The following is a 16,688-nucleotide window of genomic DNA, read 5'->3' as shown; positions in this document are numbered from 1 at the left end:
GGACGCTTCTGATATGTCTGACATAGCTCTTAAGACACGGCGACGACCTGCTTTCGTAATGTTTCGATGTCATCACGCACTGATGCGGCCTTTTCAAATTCAAGCTCACGGGCAAACTCAAACATTTTCTTTTCAAGATCAGCAATTTGCGCCATAAGCTCCGTGGCACTGGCAGCCTGCATTTCCTTTTTCTTCTCGGCAACTTTACGCAGTTTCACTTTACCGGAAGCAGGATGGGCACTGTCACCTAAGTCCATAATGTCCGTAATGGGTTTGTTTAACCGTTGAGGCACTACACCGTTGGCCTTATTGTGGGCTTCCTGTTTCTCCCTGCGCCGGTTAGTTTCATCAATGGCCTTTTTCATCGACTTGGTGATCACGTCTGCGTACATGATGGCGCGGCCATTGACGTGACGGGCTGCACGGCCAATGGTCTGGATCAGTGAGCGCTCAGCGCGGAGGAAGCCCTCTTTATCCGCATCAAGAATCGCAACCAGCGACACTTCGGGCATATCCAGACCTTCCCTGAGCAGGTTAATGCCCACCAGCACATCGAACTTACCCAGACGGAGATCGCGGATAATTTCAATACGTTCAACGGTATCAATATCGGAATGCAAATAACGCACTTTCACGCCATGTTCATTCAGATATTCGCTTAAATCTTCGGCCATGCGCTTGGTCAGCGTAGTAATTAACACCCGCTCGTCTACCGCAACCCTTTTCTGAATTTCAGAGAGTACATCATCGACTTGCGTCGCCACCGGACGCACTTCAATTTCAGGGTCGAGCAAGCCGGTGGGACGTACCACCTGCTCCACAATTTCGCCGTCAGATTTTTTCAGCTCATATTCACCCGGCGTCGCGGAAACATAAATCGTCTGTGGAGAGATCTGCTCGAACTCCTCAAACTTCAAAGGCCTGTTATCCAGGGCAGATGGTAACCGGAAACCGTATTCCACCAGAGTTTCTTTCCGCGAACGGTCGCCTTTGTACATCGCCCCGATTTGCGACACAGTGACGTGCGATTCATCTATAAACATCAGGCCGTCAGCAGGAAAGTAATCCAGTAGTGTCGGGGGCGGTTCACCCGGCGCTCTGCCGGAGAGATAGCGTGAGTAGTTCTCAATGCCCGAGCAATAACCCAACTCCAGCATCATTTCGATATCAAACTGGGTGCGCTGTGAAATGCGCTGGTCTTCAAGTAGTTTGTTACTCTCCTGCAATTGCGCCTTGCGATCTTTAAGTTCAACTTTAATATCTTCAATGGCTGCCAGAATCTTTTCTCTGGGTGTAACATAGTGGGTTTTAGGAAAAACCGTGGCACGGATCACCGATTTATCCACCGCACCGGTCAACGGGTCAAACAGGCTGATTTTATCAATCTCACTGTCGAACAATTCTACCCGCACGGCCTGCTTCTCTGAATCCGCAGGGAAGATATCAATCACGTCTCCCCGTACACGGAATGTGCCCCGCTCGAAGGCCAGGTCATTACGCTTATATTGCAGTTCGGCAAGACGGCGCAGAATATCCCGCTGATCCATAGTATCGCCCTGGCGCAAATGCAAGAGCATTTTCATGTAGGACTCAGGATCACCCAAACCATAGATGGCAGACACACTGGCCACGATAACAACATCGCGCCGCTCCATCAGTGCCTTTGTCGCTGACAACCGCATTTGTTCAATGTGGTCGTTGATTGACGCATCTTTCTCAATAAAAGTATCGGTACTGGGAACGTACGCTTCCGGCTGATAATAGTCGTAGTAGGAAACGAAATATTCCACCGCATTGTTCGGAAAGAACTCTTTCATTTCACCATACAGCTGGGCTGCCAGTGTTTTGTTGTGCGCCATGATCAGTGTCGGACGCTGCACCTGCTTAATAATGTTCGCCATGGTGAAGGTCTTACCGGAGCCGGTAACCCCCAGCAATGTCTGACTGGCAAGACCGCTTTCCAGCCCGTCTACCAGAGCTTCTATGGCTTTTGGCTGATCCCCTGCCGGTTGATATTTGGATTCCAGTTCGAAGCCTTTACTCATTGTGCTACTTCTTCTCCCGGTTGCCGGCGATGCTCAGACAGCGCCCGATTAAAATAAACATAAGAGATGGTCGCCATACACAAATTGGCAATGACGACGCCCCAGAACAAGCCTTTCAAACCAAAGAACAAACTTGCCACATAGGATACAGGTACGTAAAAAACGAACAGCCGGATGACACTCAGGATCAACGCTGCCATTGGCTTGTGCATGGCATTCAATGACGAATTCGTTAAAATCACAATACCCTGCATCCCATATCCCAGCGGGACTATCATCAGGAACAGATGAATGAGCCAGGCCACTTCAGCTTCCTCAGCAAACATTTGGGCTATCCAGCCGGAAAGCAACCACATGAGAGCGAACACGACAAGTTGCCAGCCAATCACAAATTTCACAGTTAACCGGTAAGCTTCTTCAACCCGTTGATACAAACCGGCCCCCACATTTTGCGAAATGATGGGTGGCAGGGTCATGGACAATGCCAGAATAACGATAGACGCAATGGACTCAAGCCGGTTCCCTACTCCCCATGCAGCAACGGCCTCTGCACCATAATTTGCCACTACTGCGGTCATCACACCACCGGCAACAGGTGTGAGCATATTCGCCCCTGCAGCCGGCAGACCGATTTTCAGGATGGGCGCACAGCTTCTGCGCAGTTCCGCAATGGTCAATAAACGGGGGACCATCAGGTTTCGTTTCACTGCCAGCAACCAGATGATATAACTGGCTCCCGCCACCCAGGCGAGGAACGTCGCCAGTGCCGCTCCCTGAATCCCCATCGCAGGTACCGGTCCCCAGCCAAAAATAAAAATGGGATCAAGGGCTGCATTCAATGCGCCGCCAACCGCCATAATTATACTGGGAGTGCGCGTATCACCGCATGCCCGCAGCACACTGTTCCCCACCATGGGAAGCGCCAGAAACACACTTGATAAGTACCACAACGACATATAGTCATGAATGTAGGGCATCAAGGTTTCACTGGCGTTCAGTGCTTTGAATATCGGGTCAATCAACAAATAACCTGCAACGGCAAGCAAACCTACCATCACGAAAGACAAGGTTATCGAGCTGGTTGCATACTCCCGGGACTCAGAATAACTCCCGCTACCCTGCAACTTACCGATAATGGCTGACGTACCAATCCCGAGGCCGATATTTAAACTGATAACCGTAAAGGTAACCGGAAACGTAAAACTGATGGCTGCCAGAGGTTCAGTGCCCAGTAAACTGACGAAGAACGTATCAACAAGGCCAAAGCTCATCATCATAACCATACCCATGATCATCGGTACGGTCATTCGCTTTAATATAGTAGCTACATTACCTTGCGTTAAACTGGAAGCGCGCGTGTTATTTTTTGATTCGGTCACGTCGGTCTCTTAACTGATTCGCCATGAAGTGACGATGGGAAATAAAACAGGCTTAGTCTACTTGAGTGACTGCCCGGTTGCACGACTATCCGCCACGGCTAACCCCCGTCTTATCCTTTATTCTTTTTTAAGAAATATTTTTATTTTTTTATTTGACAGATTTTGGTTTATCGCCTTGTCAGTCACTAAGCCGTCAAAAGTTCGTCTTTTATAAATGAAAAATACCTATGATTTTCCACAATTTTAAATGACAGTGGGATGACAGCTATTTGACAGCTTGTGTCATATAACCGGCGTGGGAAAACCCTTTTAATCCCTGTGCGGATCCGGCGAACTATGTTAATTATCCGTTAACACTAAAAAAGATCGTCAAAATCCTGTTGCCTTATTAACCGCTGTTAGCGAATTAACACACAAGTGTGTTAATGTGTGACCAATGCAGATCATATTATCCACCGGGCACGATCAAACAATATAAGCAGTTGAATTTAATAAATAAACCAGACAAACTTACGCCATCGCATCAACGAATCAAACTGATTTATTGCTGCAAATTCCAACGATCCCCTCACCTATCAACATAGTTATCCACAGATTTAGTGGATAAGTGCGTAAAGGCCAGTATTCACGTGTATTTTCCGGGATCCCGCCGATTTTTTTGTAAGTGAAGACTAACCTTATGATTGGCTGATGCACGTTACCGTTACATTAATAACTGTACTTTAATACAGTAGTCAAAGCATTTTTAATACCCTTTAAATTACTCGACTAACTTTTTAGTTATAAGCTTTGTTTGTGTTTATTCGATTTCAGGCATAGTCAAAAATCTGACTTATTTTTCAACAACCTGTCTGTACCTGGTGTAAACAAGTGTATTTTTTAAGCGCTTTGAGCAATTTTTGTCTCGGAAATCAGAAAAAAGCTATTTTTTGAGCGAACGGAATAAAAACCTTAAAACGTTTGTTGACAGTGACAAGATACGTCATTAATATTCGCCTCCGTTGAAAGCCGGTCCCCCTTAGCTCAGTTGGTTAGAGCGACGGACTGTTAATCCGCAGGTCCCCCGTTCGAGTCGGGGAGGGGGAGCCAACTTTCGACAAATCCGGTTCCCCCTTAGCTCAGTTGGTTAGAGCGACGGACTGTTAATCCGCAGGTCCCCCGTTCGAGTCGGGGAGGGGGAGCCACTCTTATTTCCCCTCTTTGTTTCATCGCAGAAATTCATTTCTTTAAATTATTCTCATTTGTATTAAGTTGTTAATCGCGCGACAAAAAGCGATAATACGCAACGTGACAGACACTGCTGTTTTTTTAAATTTTCTAATGTCCAATATGCGTTCACTGCTTTTACTATGACAGATTTTTTGTTACTCCTTGTGGGTACAGTACTCGTTAACAATTTCGTGCTGGTTAAGTTTCTGGGTTTATGCCCCTTTATGGGCGTGTCCGGCAAACTTGAAACGGCCATTGGCATGGCCATGGCGACATCCTTTGTTTTAACACTGGCATCTGTCACCAGTTATCTGGTCGAAACCTGGCTGCTTGTGCCCCTGGGCATCGGTTATCTGCGAACACTGGCGTTCATCCTGGTTATTGCCGTCGTGGTTCAGTTCACTGAAATGGTCGTGCACAAGACCAGCCCGACCTTATACCGGCTACTCGGAATATTTCTGCCTCTTATCACTACCAACTGCGCGGTATTGGGTGTTGCCCTGCTAAACCTGACAGAGCAACACAATCTCATTGAGAGCCTGATTTACGGCTTCGGTGCTTCTGTTGGTTTTTCTCTTGTGCTTATTTTATTCGCGGCAATGCGTGAACGTCTGGCCGCGGCAGATGTTCCGGTGGCTTTTAAAGGCGCTTCTATTGCCATGGTTACCGCCGGCCTTATGTCGCTGGCATTTATGGGTTTCAGCGGTCTGGTGAAATTATAATGACGATATCAGTAGCACTTATCGCCATCGGCGTGCTTGCGGTCGCATTCGGCCTGCTTTTAGGCTATGCCAGCATCCGCTTTAAAGTTGAAGCCGACCCTCTGGTTGAGCAAATCGATGAAATCTTACCGCAAACACAATGTGGTCAGTGTGGCTATCCGGGTTGCCGCCCCTATGCAGAAGCGATTGCAAACGGTGATGACATTAATAAATGTCCGCCGGGCGGCGAGTCCACGATTAAAAAACTTGCCGACCTGACCGGCAAAGAAGCCAAACCCCTCGATTCAGCCCACGGTGAAGAGGATGTGAAAAAAGTCGCCTTCATCCGCGAAGATGAATGTATCGGCTGTACCAAATGTATTCAGGCATGTCCGGTAGATGCCATTCTGGGCGCTGCAAAACATATGCACACTGTACTTACTCAGGAATGTACGGGCTGTGATCTCTGCGTGGACCCCTGCCCTGTTGACTGTATCGACATGGTGCCCGTTGAAACCACAACGGCGTCATGGAAATGGGATTTTGATAAAACGCCCAAAGGCGATATTCCAATTAAGATGGTGTCGTAATCGTGATGTTTCCTGTTTATGAAGATGTTCTGGCCCGGCTGGATAAGGGTCAGCTCAGCAGCTTTCCCGGCGGCGTACATCCTGAAGGTCATAAAGGGCTTTCGAACCAGACACAAATAGTGGATCTGCCGCTGGCAAAGGAATACGTTGTGCCGGTACGGCAGCATATTGGTACAGAAGGCACCTTACTGGTGCGCCCGGGCGATAAGGTTCTCAAGGGTCAGCCACTGACCCAGTCCACCCAGCCTTTTTCTGTGCCTGTCCATGCGCCAACTTCCGGTACCATAGCCGGCATCGCGCAGCATGTTACCGCTCATCCCAGTGGTCTGGATGAACTTTGCGTTACGCTGAAAGCCGATGGCCATGATACCTGGTATCCTCTTTCTCCCTGCCCCGACTATGCAAAAGAAGAAAAGGTATCACTGACTGAAAAGTTATGTGATGCAGGAATTTCAGGTATGGGGGGCGCCGGCTTTCCCAGCCACATTAAGGTGAATACCAACAAGCCTGTTGAGTTTCTGATCATCAACGGCGTGGAATGCGAGCCTTACATCACGTCTGACGACAGGCTGATGCGTGAGCACGCTGACGGCATCATGGCCGGTATTGAAATTCTTGTACACCTGCTGTCACCCAAATGCGTGGTGATCGCCATTGAAGACAACAAACCAGAAGCCATCAGGGTTTTATCAAAACAGATTGAAACCCTGCCCCACATCCGTGTGGCAACAGTAGAGACAAAGTATCCTGCCGGCGGTGAAAAACAACTTATTCAGGTCGTAACCGGCCGTGAAGTGCCCCGCAAAGGATTACCTCTTGATGTGGGTGTGACCATGTTCAATGTGGGTACCTGCTTTGCAGTTGCACAAGCCATTATTGAAGGTAAACCCCTGATCGAAAGGATCGTCACTGTCACAGGTCAGGCAGTTAAACGCCCCGGAAACTATCGTGTTCGCCTTGGGACACCAGTGAATCACGTGTTGTCTCAGGCGGGTTACCTCGGTGAAAAACAGACAACGCCACAGGTCATCATGGGCGGCCCGATGATGGGCTTTACCTTAAATGACGCCGCGGTACCGGTGGTAAAAACCACTAACTGTCTGTTGGTACCGGCTACAGGTGAACTCACAAACGGTGACGACGAACGCGCCTGTATCCGTTGCAGTGCCTGTGCTGATGCCTGTCCGGCAACATTGCTTCCGCAGCAGTTGTACTGGCACAGTAAAGCGAAAGAATACGATAAGGCACAGGAATATAATCTGTTTGATTGTATCGAATGCGGTGCCTGCGCTTATGTATGCCCCAGTGAAATACCGCTGGTTCATTATTACCGTAAAGCCAAAGCTGACATTCGCCTGGAGCTTGACGAAAAAGCTAAAGCAGACAAAGCCAAAGAACGTTTCGAAGCCCGCAAAGCCCGCCTTGAACGGGAAAAAGAAGAGCGGGAAGCGAAGCATCGTAAAGCCAAAGAAGCAAGGCTGGCAGCTGCCGCACAACCGGCAACTGACGCTCCGGCCTCTCAAAGCAGCGATGCAGCCCCCAAAGATAAAGTAGCGGCCGCTCTGGCACGTGCCAAAGCCCGCAAAGCGGCAGCACAAAAAGCAGAAACACAACCGGAAACGGCGCCGGCTTCACAGGAAGAAGCTCCTGCTGCAAATGATAAAAAGGCTGCAGTGGCAGCAGCCATCGCCCGGGCGAAAGCTAAGAAAGCAGCTCAGAATGCAACGCCTCCTGCTGATTCCGCTGACGCCGCTCCTGCACCGGAAGGCGAAACTGACAATAAGAAAGCCGCAGTGGCAGCAGCCATAGCCAGAGCGAAAGCCAAAAAGGCGGCCAGAGAAGCGCAACAGTCTGCAGACGACAACAGCGAAAAACCGCCGGTACAAACAGAACCGGCTCAGCCAGAACCGGCTCAGCCAGAACCGGCACAAAAAGAACCTGAAGCAACCCAATCCTCCCCGGCAGCACCGTCTGCTGAAGAAGCCAGAAAAGCGCGTATTGCAGCCGCTGTTGCCAAAGCAAAAGCAAAAAAGGCGGCAAAAGACAATGATGGCGCACCGGAACAGGATGCAAAAACCGGAACAGGGGCTCAGGAAACGACTGATAAACCCGACGCTGGCAAGCAAACAGATGCACAGGCTGATTCAGACACAACACAAAAAAAAGCAGACCCCGCGGATGAAAAGAAAGCCCGTATTGCTGCTGCGGTTGCAAAAGCAAAAGCGAAAAAAGCCGCCAGAGACAACGGGAATAATGACTAAATGAAACTAAATCTTGCCAGTTCCCCTCACTTACGCACAAAGCGTGATACCAGTCAGGTAATGCGCCTGGTGCTATACGCCATGTTGCCGGGCATTGCTTGTCAGGTTGTATTCTTTGGCTGGGGCGTCGTCATTCAGGCGTTCCTTGCTGTTGCGACAGCACTGGCAACGGAAGCCGCGATTTTGTCTCTGCGCAATAAACAGGTTAAGCGCAATCTGTCTGATTACAGTGCGGTACTCACAGCCTGCCTGCTGGCAGTCAGTATCCCCCCTACTCTGCCCTGGTGGATGACCGTCACCGGCACTTTTTTCGCCATAGCAATCGTGAAACAGCTTTACGGCGGTTTGGGCTACAACCTGTTTAATCCGGCGATGGTGGCTTATGTCGTGCTGCTGGTGTCTTTCCCTGCGGCAATGACTCAGTGGCTGCCACCGGAAGGCGTAAGAGCGGCAGCATTATCCTTTACAGATACATTGAGCCTGATTTTTACCAGTTATACGCAAACCGGACTGGATGTCACTCAAATCAGGGATGTGGCTGACGGCATGACATCCGCGACGCCATTGGATCAGGTGAAAACTGGCCTGACCCGTTCTTCAACCTATTCTGAGTTACTGGCATCGCCAATTTACAATGGCGGCCTTTTTGCCAGCGGTGCCGCTGGCTGGTCATGGGTAAGCACAGCCTGGGCCCTTGGCGGGCTGGCGTTGTGGCGTCTGAAGGTTATCAGCTGGCACATTCCGGGCAGCATGATCGCCAGCGTCGCCCTGTGCGCCTTATTTCTTCATCTGCTCAATCAGGATATCTACGCGTCACCGGTCTTTCACCTTATCAACGGCAGCGTGTTATTCGGTGCGTTTTTCATTGCCACTGATCCTGTTTCTGCCTCCACCACAGCACGAGGACGGATAGTATTTGGCGCGCTCATCGGATTCTGGATTGTGATTATCCGTACGTTTGGCGGGTATCCTGATGCGGTCGCCTTTGCGGTCATTATTATGAACATGGCTGTGCCGCTAATCGATTATTACACCCGTCCGCGCACCTACGGCCATCCGCGGGGTAAAGCATGATGAACAGTATTGTGAAAAATGGCGTCATGCTGGGCGCTTTTGCCATTGTGACCACTGGTTTAATTGCCACTACCTTTTTCGGCACTGAGTCACGCATTGCAGAGCAGGAACAGCAAAAATTGATGTCTTTGCTGAACGAAGTGGTACCCCAATCGGTTTATGATAATGAACTGTATGCAGATTGCACCGCCGTCTCTGATCCGCTGCTTGGTAAGCCGGGCACTTTACGCCACGTTTACCGTGCACGGTTAAACGGAGAGTCCGCCGCCCTTGCTATTGAAGCTGTGGCACCGGACGGTTACAGTGGGGATATTGCCATTGTTATCGGTGTCACTAACGACATGACGGTAACCGGCGTGCGGACTGTGAGACACCAGGAAACTCCCGGACTGGGTGACAAAATCGAATTGTCAGTCAGTGACTGGATAACGTCTTTCAGCGGTGAGTCCTTTGATAATTCGGCGCTGAACAAATGGCAGGTAAAAAAAGACGGTGGCAAATTTGACCAGTTTACCGGCGCAACGATTACTCCCCGTGCCGTTACAGGTGCAGTAAAACGGGCCCTGTTGTATGTGGAAGCAAACCGTGAGTCTTTATTTGCCCTGCCAGTTAATTGCATGGCTAAGCAACCCGGAGGTTCAGAATGAGTGAGTGGAAAAATCTGACCATCGAAGGTTTATGGAAAAATAATCCTGCACTGGTTCAGCTTCTGGGTTTGTGCCCCCTTCTTGCGGTCACCGCAACAGTTATTAACGGGCTTGGCCTGGGGCTGGCAACCACACTGGTGCTGGTTGGTTCAAATATTACCGTGAGTCTGGTACGTAATATTGTCAGGAACGAAATCCGGATCCCGGTGTTCGTGATGGTGATTGCAGGTTTTGTAACCGTTGTTCAGCTACTGATGAACGCCTTTACTTACGAACTCTATTTAACACTGGGCATTTTTATTCCGTTAATTGTGACAAATTGCGCCATCATTGGCCGGGCTGAAGCCTTTGCCTCGAAGAATCCGGTCCTGCCGGCAGCCCTTGACGGCCTGATGATGGGTGCAGGGTTTACTGCTGTGCTGATGTTACTAGGCGCCATGCGCGAAGCCTTAGGTTCCGGTACCCTGCTAAGCGGAGCTGATCGTCTTTTTGGCAGCATAGCGACCAACTGGACCATTACTTTATTTGATACAGACCAGCCTTTCCTGCTCGCTATTTTGCCGCCGGGCGCGTTCATTGGCATGGGTCTGCTCATTGCTCTTAAAAATGTTATCGACGCGCGGATGGCTGCCAAAAAGGTTCCGGAAGCCAAAACCGTCACCCGAATCAGGGTAACTGCTGAAAGTTAAGTGTTGCTATGAATAATACGAAAAGAAAGGAAATTCTGACCCGGCTGAGAGATGCTAATCCTCATCCCACTACTGAATTGAACTTCACTACACCCTTTGAATTGCTGGTCGCAGTGACCTTATCAGCACAGGCCACCGATGTGGGTGTGAATAAGGCGACGGCCAAACTGTTTCCCGTGGCCAATACGCCGCAGGCTATCGCAGATTTGGGCGTAGATGGCTTAAAGGAATACATCAAGACTATTGGTCTTTACAATGCCAAAGCCGAAAACGTGCACAAACTCAGTAAGATCATTGTTGAAAAGCACAATGGCGAGGTACCGGAAAGCCGGGAGGCGCTGGAAGCTTTGCCGGGCGTTGGCCGTAAAACGGCGAATGTAGTACTGAATACAGCATTCGGCTGGCCCACGATTGCGGTAGACACTCACATATTTCGGGTATCAAACCGCACTAAGTTTGCCATGGGCAAGAACGTGGACAGAGTGGAAGAAAAGCTGTTAAAAGTCGTGCCTGCTGAATTTAAGGTCGACGTTCACCACTGGCTGATCCTGCACGGCCGTTATACCTGTATCGCCCGCAAACCCCGCTGCGGTTCCTGTATTATTGAAGACTTGTGTGAGTTTAAGGATAAGACCGGGTAGTTTTATCCAAATTGGGTGTAGAAGCTTTCCAAAATTGTCATTAACGCTTTATTCTTCTCTGAATTTGCAGCATCAACGTGAGGCACCGAAAACGTTTTAGAATCGTTATCGAAATACCGGCCGGAGCTTTCTGCAAACTTATCAGAGAGCGATGCTTTAACTAATATTTCAGCACCGATCCCGATATCGTTTCCTGCCAAACCAAAACCTTCTTTAACCATTTTACTAGCCAATAATGAACCGGGGTTAACCGCTAATACAACCTGGTCTGTCTTTAGTTCCCGGGCTAACTCTTGTGACCATATAGTAATGGCCAATTTACTTTGAGCATAAGCCTGAAAGTCGTCTGCAATCGTCAAACTCCCGCGCATAGCTTCGAGGTTGACCGGCGCTTGTGCAGCAGATGACAAATTAATAATCCTCCCATTATCTTTTAGCACTGACAGTAACCCTTTGGTGATGATGAAAGGGCTAATCGTATTAACGACAAACCTTACATCCACCCCGACACCGCTAACAGGCTTATCCGTCTTGAATACGCCTGCATTGTTGATAATAATATCTAGCGATTGATGACATTTTTTTATATTGTCCACTAACTGCCCCACTTGATAAAGGTCCGAGAGGTCAGCCTTATAAGTATCTATTTCAATATTTGGAGCAATCTCTAACAGCAATTTGTGAGTCTTTTTCAGCTTGTCTGCATTTCGTCCGTGAATAACCAGGTTGTGTCCTAAACCAGCCAATATCTGCGCGGTTTCTAAACCAATGCCATCAGTCGCACCTGTGATTAATATGGTTTTCATTTCATCCCTCTTCACACGCTTATCACAACTTTGCCAATGGCTTTTCCACTAGATAATCGTTCATGTGCTTTTCCCGCTTCATTTAGTGAAAATGATTGACTGTCCAGAACAACTTCAAGCTCTCCCGCTTCAACAATTTGGGCTAGCTCCGTAAGTATGTCAGAGTGATCTTCCCGATTTACATTGTGGAGCATGGGTATCAGCATAAATACCACATGCAAAGACAAACCTTTGAAATGAGCTAACGATAAATCTAAGTCAAGCATTGCAACAGTTGTGGCAACGTGTCCGTTTAAAGCAGTCGCCTCAAACGAGTTCAGCATGTTTTCACCACCAACCGAGTCAAATACAACATCAAAGCCAATTCCTTTAGTATATTTTTCTACATATTCGGCCACGTCTTCTGTTTTGTAATTTATAGCAGTGGCACCTAACTTACTGATAAGAGCTAGCTGCGCATCTCCCCCTCCTGTTGAATAAACCTCAGCGCCAAAATATTTTGCAAGTTGAAGCGCTACGTGACCAACACCTCCTGAGCCACCATGCACCAGCACTTTTTGGCCTTGTTTAACACCCGCACGGGTTAGCCCTTCATAAGCAGTAATACCCACTAATGGCAGTGCGGCAGCTTGTTCCATGGATAAATTCCCTGGCTTCTTAGCTATAAGTCGAAAATCCGCAGCGATATATTCTGCTAATGTCCCGGGCAGATCAGCAAGCCCACCAGCACACCCATACACTTCATCTCCTATTTTGAAATCTGTCACGCCATCGCCCACTTCTTCTACTATTCCGGCGAAATCCATTCCCAAAATAGCAGGCGCTGAAGGGGACAAAGGTAACTCGCTGCCCATTTGACGGATCATTGTGTCCACGGTATTCACACTTGTGGCTTTTATATTCACCAAAACATGCATCGGTTTCACTTCTGGTTTGCCGACATGTTTAAGTTCAAATACCTCTGGTCCACCAAATTTGTTAACTACCATTGCTCTCATTTTGACTCTCCGGTTACGCTCAGTTCATGTTTAAGCTAAAACGAGTATAATCTTCAAAGGAGATATTGATAATTACCCAAAATAAATAATCACTTTCAACAAAAAGTTTATAATGAATATTGAGTATCTAAAGCTATTTGTTAGAGTAGCCACTACAAACAACATAAGCTCTGCAGGCGCTGAACTTGGCTTATCTGCCGCTGTGGCGAGTAGCCATATTAGAAAGCTGGAAGAAAGTTTGGGCGTAAGGCTTTTTCATAGAACAACAAGAAAGATATCTTTAACTGAAGATGGCGTCGCATTTCTTCATCATGCTGAAGACGTAATTGCTAGCGTGGAAGCGGCTGAAGCATCGGTGGGGGTTGGGAACTTAAAGCCAAGTGGAACGTTGCGTGTTGCTGCTCCAGCTTCATTTGGTCGCATGCATATATTGCCTGCGATGAAAGGCTTTATGAATGAATACCCTAATCTAAAAATAGATTTAAAACTGTCCGATACCATAGTTGATTTAGTAGAAGGCGGTTTTGATATTGCCATCCGAAATTCGCAATTAAAAGACTCAACACTAATAGCCAAAAAACTAGTAAACGATAGACGGATTTTATGTGCGTCCCCTGAGTACATATCTAAATATGGTTCTCCTGCCTCACCCATGGAACTGAGAGATCATAACTGTATAACCCTCTTAAATTTAGATCATTGGGCATTTAAGGGTGGCAATGAAACGCTAAATATTAAAGTCACCGGCAACTTTAGTACCGACAACGGGGAAGCAATACGTGACGCTTGCTCGTATGGCATAGGTATAACTGTCAATTCAACCTGGAGTGCCTATCAACAATTAATTAATGGTGAGTTAGTAGAAGTATTATCCGAATACCCATTGATTTCTGAAACCGCTATTTGGGCGGTTTACCCAAGCTCCAGACAATTAGCACCTAAAGTCAGAGCGTTTATTGATTACTTTTCGAGTTACTTTAATAGTGAACCGTATTGGGATGAAAAGCTTAAACAGCACCCCCAGCCACACTCTGTTTAATCAATACCTACTTTAATTATCCTTTAGCTGGCCCACTATCGCTGTAGACACACACATATTTCGGGTATCAAACCGCACTAAATATGCCATGGGCAAGAACGTGGACAGAGTGGAAGAAAAGCTGTTAAAAGTCGTACCTGCTGAATTTAAGGTCGACGTTCACCACTGCACGGCCGATATACCTGCATCGCCCACAAACCACGTTGCGGTTCCTGTATTATTGAAGATCTGTGTGATTTTAAGGAAAAAACAGAAGTCTGATTTACTAGCGGCAACCGGAAAGGGTGACAGACTCAGCCGTGATGGTCATCGGTGCCGCTTTGAGCAGTGTGTTGATACCCAGAATATTGTTTCCTCCCGGCATCACGGCAACTTCTACCGGACCCAGTTCGCAAGCCTGCCCGATACGGATTGAACTGAGCTGATACTGCGACACAGTGAGAATTTTACCGTTCGCCAGTCTGGCTGCCGATTTACCCGATTTTTTCAGCTTCCGGCCTTTGGTTAACGCCTCAAAAGTTGCTTTATTTAAGGTCAGCAAGCCGGAGCCGGTGTCGAGAAGAAATGAAGCTGTGACTGCCGATTCAAGCGTCGCTTCAAGGTACAGGGTACCGCCTGCACTCTGGTCAAGTGGCACCGCCTGTTCACTGGCAACTACGGCAGTTGAAAGCAGCATTCCTGCTACCCATAAAATGATGCTCTTCATAACTGTTCCGGCCCTGCTGACGATACCTGTACAGTTACAGCAACTTAAACGCCATTCCGGTAAGTTACTGATATTTCATTACCCTGTTCCTCTCAGTGCCCATCCAACAAACCAAATAAGTGCACAACCAGCCAAATTGCACCACCAAAAAGCATGAAAAGAAAAAAAGTAGTGAAATCGTCCACATTTGATAGCTAAGCATTCTCTAAACCCTACAGCTGATAGATTAAAACTATCTCCAGATAGTATTGTTTCATTTTTATTCAGCCATACAATGGAATAAAGCACCATTTTGATGCAAACAAAAGGACACTGTTATGAAAAGAACCCTCTCTCTGCTGAGCTTATGTGTTTTACCGGCCCTGTTTACCGGAGCGGCTGCCGGCGAAACACGAAATAATGAAATGGTTGATATCCAGGTTGTGGATTATGCCGGTAAACCACCGTTTAAACGCAAAATAGTCAGCCTGCCGGTACATGACGTGGCTCAACTTGAGTTGGCAGGTGGCGAACCTAAAGAGTATGTGGAAGTGAAAGAGGTCATCATGCGGGGTAAACCTCCCTACCGCCGCATCACAACAACGATGCCTGTATACGATGTCGCTCAGTTTGAACTGCTGGAAACGGAACAACAAAGCGGAAAACAGGGCACTCGTCCCCCGTTTAAGCGCTTCTGAACATAATGTCAGGGCGGCGTAGAATTGACTAGGCCGTCCTGTTCCCTTTCCTCGTTGACCATTTTTTCAGTACCTTCCGCTTTTACAGATCTACGTCACACGAATGTCTTCTTTCCCCGCCAGAATAGAGGTTTTGGTTCCGGCAAAAACATCCTGTATGCTTTTCTTTTGCTGTCGTTACCTGTGTCGTTCACCAATAAAGGATCTGTTTGTGTTAAAAAACACTTTGCTCTCTTTCACCTTTTCTACACTGTGTTTGAGTACCAGTGCTGCTGCATTCGATATCATTGCTCACAGAGGTGCATCCGGCTATCTTCCCGAGCATACACTGGAAGCTGCAACACTGGCGTTTGCCCAGCAACCGGATTACATCGAACAGGATGTGGTAGCCACTAAAGATGGTGAACTGGTTGTACTTCATGATATTCATCTGGATACAGTAACCAATGTGGCCGCGAAGTTTCCTGACCGCGCCCGTGACGATGGCCGTTGGTATGCGCTGGATTTCACGTTAGCGGAATTGCGCACTCTTCAAGTAAAAGAGCGGGCGGATACCGCTGGAAAACAAGTGTTTGCCAAGCGCTATCATGGCAATAAAGCGCTGTTTACCATTGCTACGTTAGATGAACATATAGAACTCATCAGTGAATTAAACCGCGAATTTAACAGCAACATTGGCTTTTATACTGAAATCAAGTCGCCAGCCTGGCATAAAAAAGAAGGCACAGATATCAGCCAACTTCTGCTTGATACACTGGCGCGCTATGACCTCAATGGCGGGAATGCCAATATTTATGTGCAGTGTTTTGATTTTGCTGAAGTTAAGCGTCTGCGCGACGAGCTGGGTTTTAAAGGCAAGATAGTTTTGTTGCTGGCTGACAACAGCTGGGGTGAGTCTCCCACTGATTACCAGGCACTTCTGACTGAACAGGGCATGCATGATATTGCAAAATATGCTGATGGCATTGGTCCCTGGTTACCACAGTTACTGGACATGAAGGCAATACAGCAAGGTAAGGTTGTCCCTGCTTCCTGGCTGGCAACGGCGAAAAAAGAAGGGCTGATTATTCACCCTTATACATTCAGAATTGATGCACTGCCAACAGGTAAGACAGCAGAACAGATCCTCGGACTGCTAACCGGACCGTTGGCGGTTGATGGTGTTTTTACCGATCAGGTCCCGCCGGTAAAAAGCTTTTTACAACACAGCGGAAAATAACCAGACG

General features: G+C 47.9%; 15 protein-coding genes, 2 tRNA genes and 1 pseudogene. 13 read left to right on the top strand and 5 right to left on the bottom strand.

Features of this window, described 5'->3' with window-relative positions:
• Positions 1–29: 29 nt before the first annotated feature.
• Both uvrB and ACXAGR_RS14610 read right to left on the bottom strand, forming a co-directional pair.
• Positions 30–2,045 (bottom strand): excinuclease ABC subunit UvrB, encoded by a 2,016-nt coding sequence (uvrB, locus tag ACXAGR_RS14615; RefSeq protein WP_474844748.1) that lies wholly within the window; start codon positions 2,043–2,045, stop codon positions 30–32.
• The gene (locus ACXAGR_RS14610) at positions 2,042–3,424 is read right to left on the bottom strand and encodes an MATE family efflux transporter (RefSeq protein ID WP_474851104.1); all 1,383 of its coding nucleotides are present in this window, start codon (positions 3,422–3,424) and stop codon (positions 2,042–2,044) included. Before ACXAGR_RS14610 ends, uvrB begins: the two co-directional genes overlap by 4 nt.
• Before the next feature lie 1,012 nt (positions 3,425–4,436).
• On the opposite strand from ACXAGR_RS14610, the gene ACXAGR_RS14605 reads away from it, so the two are divergent.
• The 9 genes from ACXAGR_RS14605 (at position 4,437) to nth (ending at position 11,236) form a co-directional block, all read left to right on the top strand.
• Positions 4,437–4,513: transfer RNA gene (locus ACXAGR_RS14605), tRNA-Asn, on the top strand.
• An 18-nt stretch (positions 4,514–4,531) separates the two neighbouring features.
• A tRNA-Asn gene (locus ACXAGR_RS14600) sits at positions 4,532–4,608 on the top strand.
• Positions 4,609–4,773: 165 nt separating this feature from the next.
• Positions 4,774–5,355, top strand: coding sequence for an electron transport complex subunit RsxA (rsxA, locus tag ACXAGR_RS14595; protein WP_119500689.1), 582 nt, complete (start codon positions 4,774–4,776; stop codon positions 5,353–5,355).
• Complete coding sequence (gene rsxB, locus ACXAGR_RS14590) at positions 5,355–5,924, top strand: electron transport complex subunit RsxB (protein WP_119500688.1); 570 nt, start codon at positions 5,355–5,357, stop codon at positions 5,922–5,924. Before rsxA ends, rsxB begins: the two co-directional genes overlap by 1 nt.
• A 5-nt stretch (positions 5,925–5,929) precedes the next feature.
• Positions 5,930–8,185: an electron transport complex subunit RsxC gene (gene rsxC / locus ACXAGR_RS14585; protein WP_474851171.1), complete on the top strand. Its 2,256-nt coding sequence runs from the start codon at positions 5,930–5,932 to the stop codon at positions 8,183–8,185.
• Positions 8,186–9,259 carry an electron transport complex subunit RsxD gene (rsxD, locus tag ACXAGR_RS14580; protein WP_474851103.1) on the top strand — a complete coding sequence of 358 codons (1,074 nt, stop codon included), beginning with the start codon at positions 8,186–8,188 and terminating at the stop codon, positions 9,257–9,259. It begins immediately after the preceding gene.
• Positions 9,256–9,906 (top strand): electron transport complex subunit RsxG, encoded by a 651-nt coding sequence (gene rsxG / locus ACXAGR_RS14575; RefSeq protein ID WP_474851102.1) that lies wholly within the window; start codon positions 9,256–9,258, stop codon positions 9,904–9,906. Before rsxD ends, rsxG begins: the two co-directional genes overlap by 4 nt.
• On the top strand, positions 9,903–10,595 hold the full coding sequence (locus tag ACXAGR_RS14570; protein WP_119500684.1) for an electron transport complex subunit E: 693 nt from the start codon (positions 9,903–9,905) through the stop codon (positions 10,593–10,595). Before rsxG ends, ACXAGR_RS14570 begins: the two co-directional genes overlap by 4 nt.
• 8 nt (positions 10,596–10,603) lie before the next feature.
• Positions 10,604–11,236 (top strand): endonuclease III, encoded by a 633-nt coding sequence (gene nth / locus ACXAGR_RS14565; protein ID WP_474844744.1) that lies wholly within the window; start codon positions 10,604–10,606, stop codon positions 11,234–11,236.
• A 2-nt stretch (positions 11,237–11,238) separates the two neighbouring features.
• On the opposite strand, the gene ACXAGR_RS14560 is transcribed toward nth, so the two are convergent.
• Entirely contained in the window at positions 11,239–12,042 is an 804-nt protein-coding gene (locus ACXAGR_RS14560) for an SDR family NAD(P)-dependent oxidoreductase (protein WP_474851101.1), read from the bottom strand.
• An 11-nt stretch (positions 12,043–12,053) separates the two neighbouring features.
• Positions 12,054–13,040: a zinc-dependent alcohol dehydrogenase family protein gene (locus tag ACXAGR_RS14555; protein ID WP_474851100.1), complete on the bottom strand. Its 987-nt coding sequence runs from the start codon at positions 13,038–13,040 to the stop codon at positions 12,054–12,056.
• Positions 13,041–13,152: 112 nt separating this feature from the next.
• Here ACXAGR_RS14555 and ACXAGR_RS14550 point away from each other — a divergent pair, with 112 nt between their 5' ends.
• Together ACXAGR_RS14550 and ACXAGR_RS14545 are read left to right on the top strand one after the other, a co-directional pair.
• On the top strand, positions 13,153–14,079 hold the full coding sequence (locus ACXAGR_RS14550; protein ID WP_474851099.1) for a LysR family transcriptional regulator: 927 nt from the start codon (positions 13,153–13,155) through the stop codon (positions 14,077–14,079).
• 19 nt (positions 14,080–14,098) lie between these two features.
• Positions 14,099–14,340: pseudogene (locus tag ACXAGR_RS14545) on the top strand (endonuclease III); the annotation flags it as partial.
• A gap of 4 nt (positions 14,341–14,344) precedes the next feature.
• Here ACXAGR_RS14545 and ACXAGR_RS14540 read toward each other — a convergent pair.
• A complete protein-coding gene (locus tag ACXAGR_RS14540) occupies positions 14,345–14,785 on the bottom strand; it encodes an aspartyl protease family protein (protein WP_474851098.1) in 441 nt (146 codons plus the stop codon).
• 317 nt (positions 14,786–15,102) lie between these two features.
• Here ACXAGR_RS14540 and ACXAGR_RS14535 point away from each other — a divergent pair, with 317 nt between their 5' ends.
• Complete coding sequence (locus tag ACXAGR_RS14535; RefSeq protein ID WP_474844739.1) at positions 15,103–15,462, top strand: hypothetical protein; 360 nt, start codon at positions 15,103–15,105, stop codon at positions 15,460–15,462.
• Between the two features lie 205 nt (positions 15,463–15,667).
• The gene (gene glpQ / locus ACXAGR_RS14530; RefSeq protein ID WP_474851170.1) at positions 15,668–16,681 is read left to right on the top strand and encodes a glycerophosphodiester phosphodiesterase; all 1,014 of its coding nucleotides are present in this window, start codon (positions 15,668–15,670) and stop codon (positions 16,679–16,681) included.
• Positions 16,682–16,688: the final 7 nt, after the last annotated feature.

This window comes from Alteromonas sp. ABH4_457 (assembly GCF_056160625.1).
Note: the sequence above shows the minus strand (reverse complement) of the source record. Positions and strands in the feature narration are given on the sequence as shown.

Coding starts and splice junctions, on each gene's coding strand:
- uvrB (WP_474844748.1), bottom strand. CDS start 2,045: ATGAGTAAAGGCTTCGAACTGGAATCCAAATATCAACCGGCAGGGGAT.
- rsxA (WP_119500689.1), top strand. CDS start 4,774: ATGACAGATTTTTTGTTACTCCTTGTGGGTACAGTACTCGTTAACAAT.
- rsxB (WP_119500688.1), top strand. CDS start 5,355: ATGACGATATCAGTAGCACTTATCGCCATCGGCGTGCTTGCGGTCGCA.
- rsxC (WP_474851171.1), top strand. CDS start 5,930: ATGTTTCCTGTTTATGAAGATGTTCTGGCCCGGCTGGATAAGGGTCAG.
- rsxD (WP_474851103.1), top strand. CDS start 8,186: ATGAAACTAAATCTTGCCAGTTCCCCTCACTTACGCACAAAGCGTGAT.
- rsxG (WP_474851102.1), top strand. CDS start 9,256: ATGATGAACAGTATTGTGAAAAATGGCGTCATGCTGGGCGCTTTTGCC.
- ACXAGR_RS14570 (WP_119500684.1), top strand. CDS start 9,903: ATGAGTGAGTGGAAAAATCTGACCATCGAAGGTTTATGGAAAAATAAT.
- nth (WP_474844744.1), top strand. CDS start 10,604: ATGAATAATACGAAAAGAAAGGAAATTCTGACCCGGCTGAGAGATGCT.
- ACXAGR_RS14560 (WP_474851101.1), bottom strand. CDS start 12,042: ATGAAAACCATATTAATCACAGGTGCGACTGATGGCATTGGTTTAGAA.
- ACXAGR_RS14555 (WP_474851100.1), bottom strand. CDS start 13,040: ATGAGAGCAATGGTAGTTAACAAATTTGGTGGACCAGAGGTATTTGAA.
- ACXAGR_RS14550 (WP_474851099.1), top strand. CDS start 13,153: ATGAATATTGAGTATCTAAAGCTATTTGTTAGAGTAGCCACTACAAAC.
- ACXAGR_RS14540 (WP_474851098.1), bottom strand. CDS start 14,785: ATGAAGAGCATCATTTTATGGGTAGCAGGAATGCTGCTTTCAACTGCC.
- ACXAGR_RS14535 (WP_474844739.1), top strand. CDS start 15,103: ATGAAAAGAACCCTCTCTCTGCTGAGCTTATGTGTTTTACCGGCCCTG.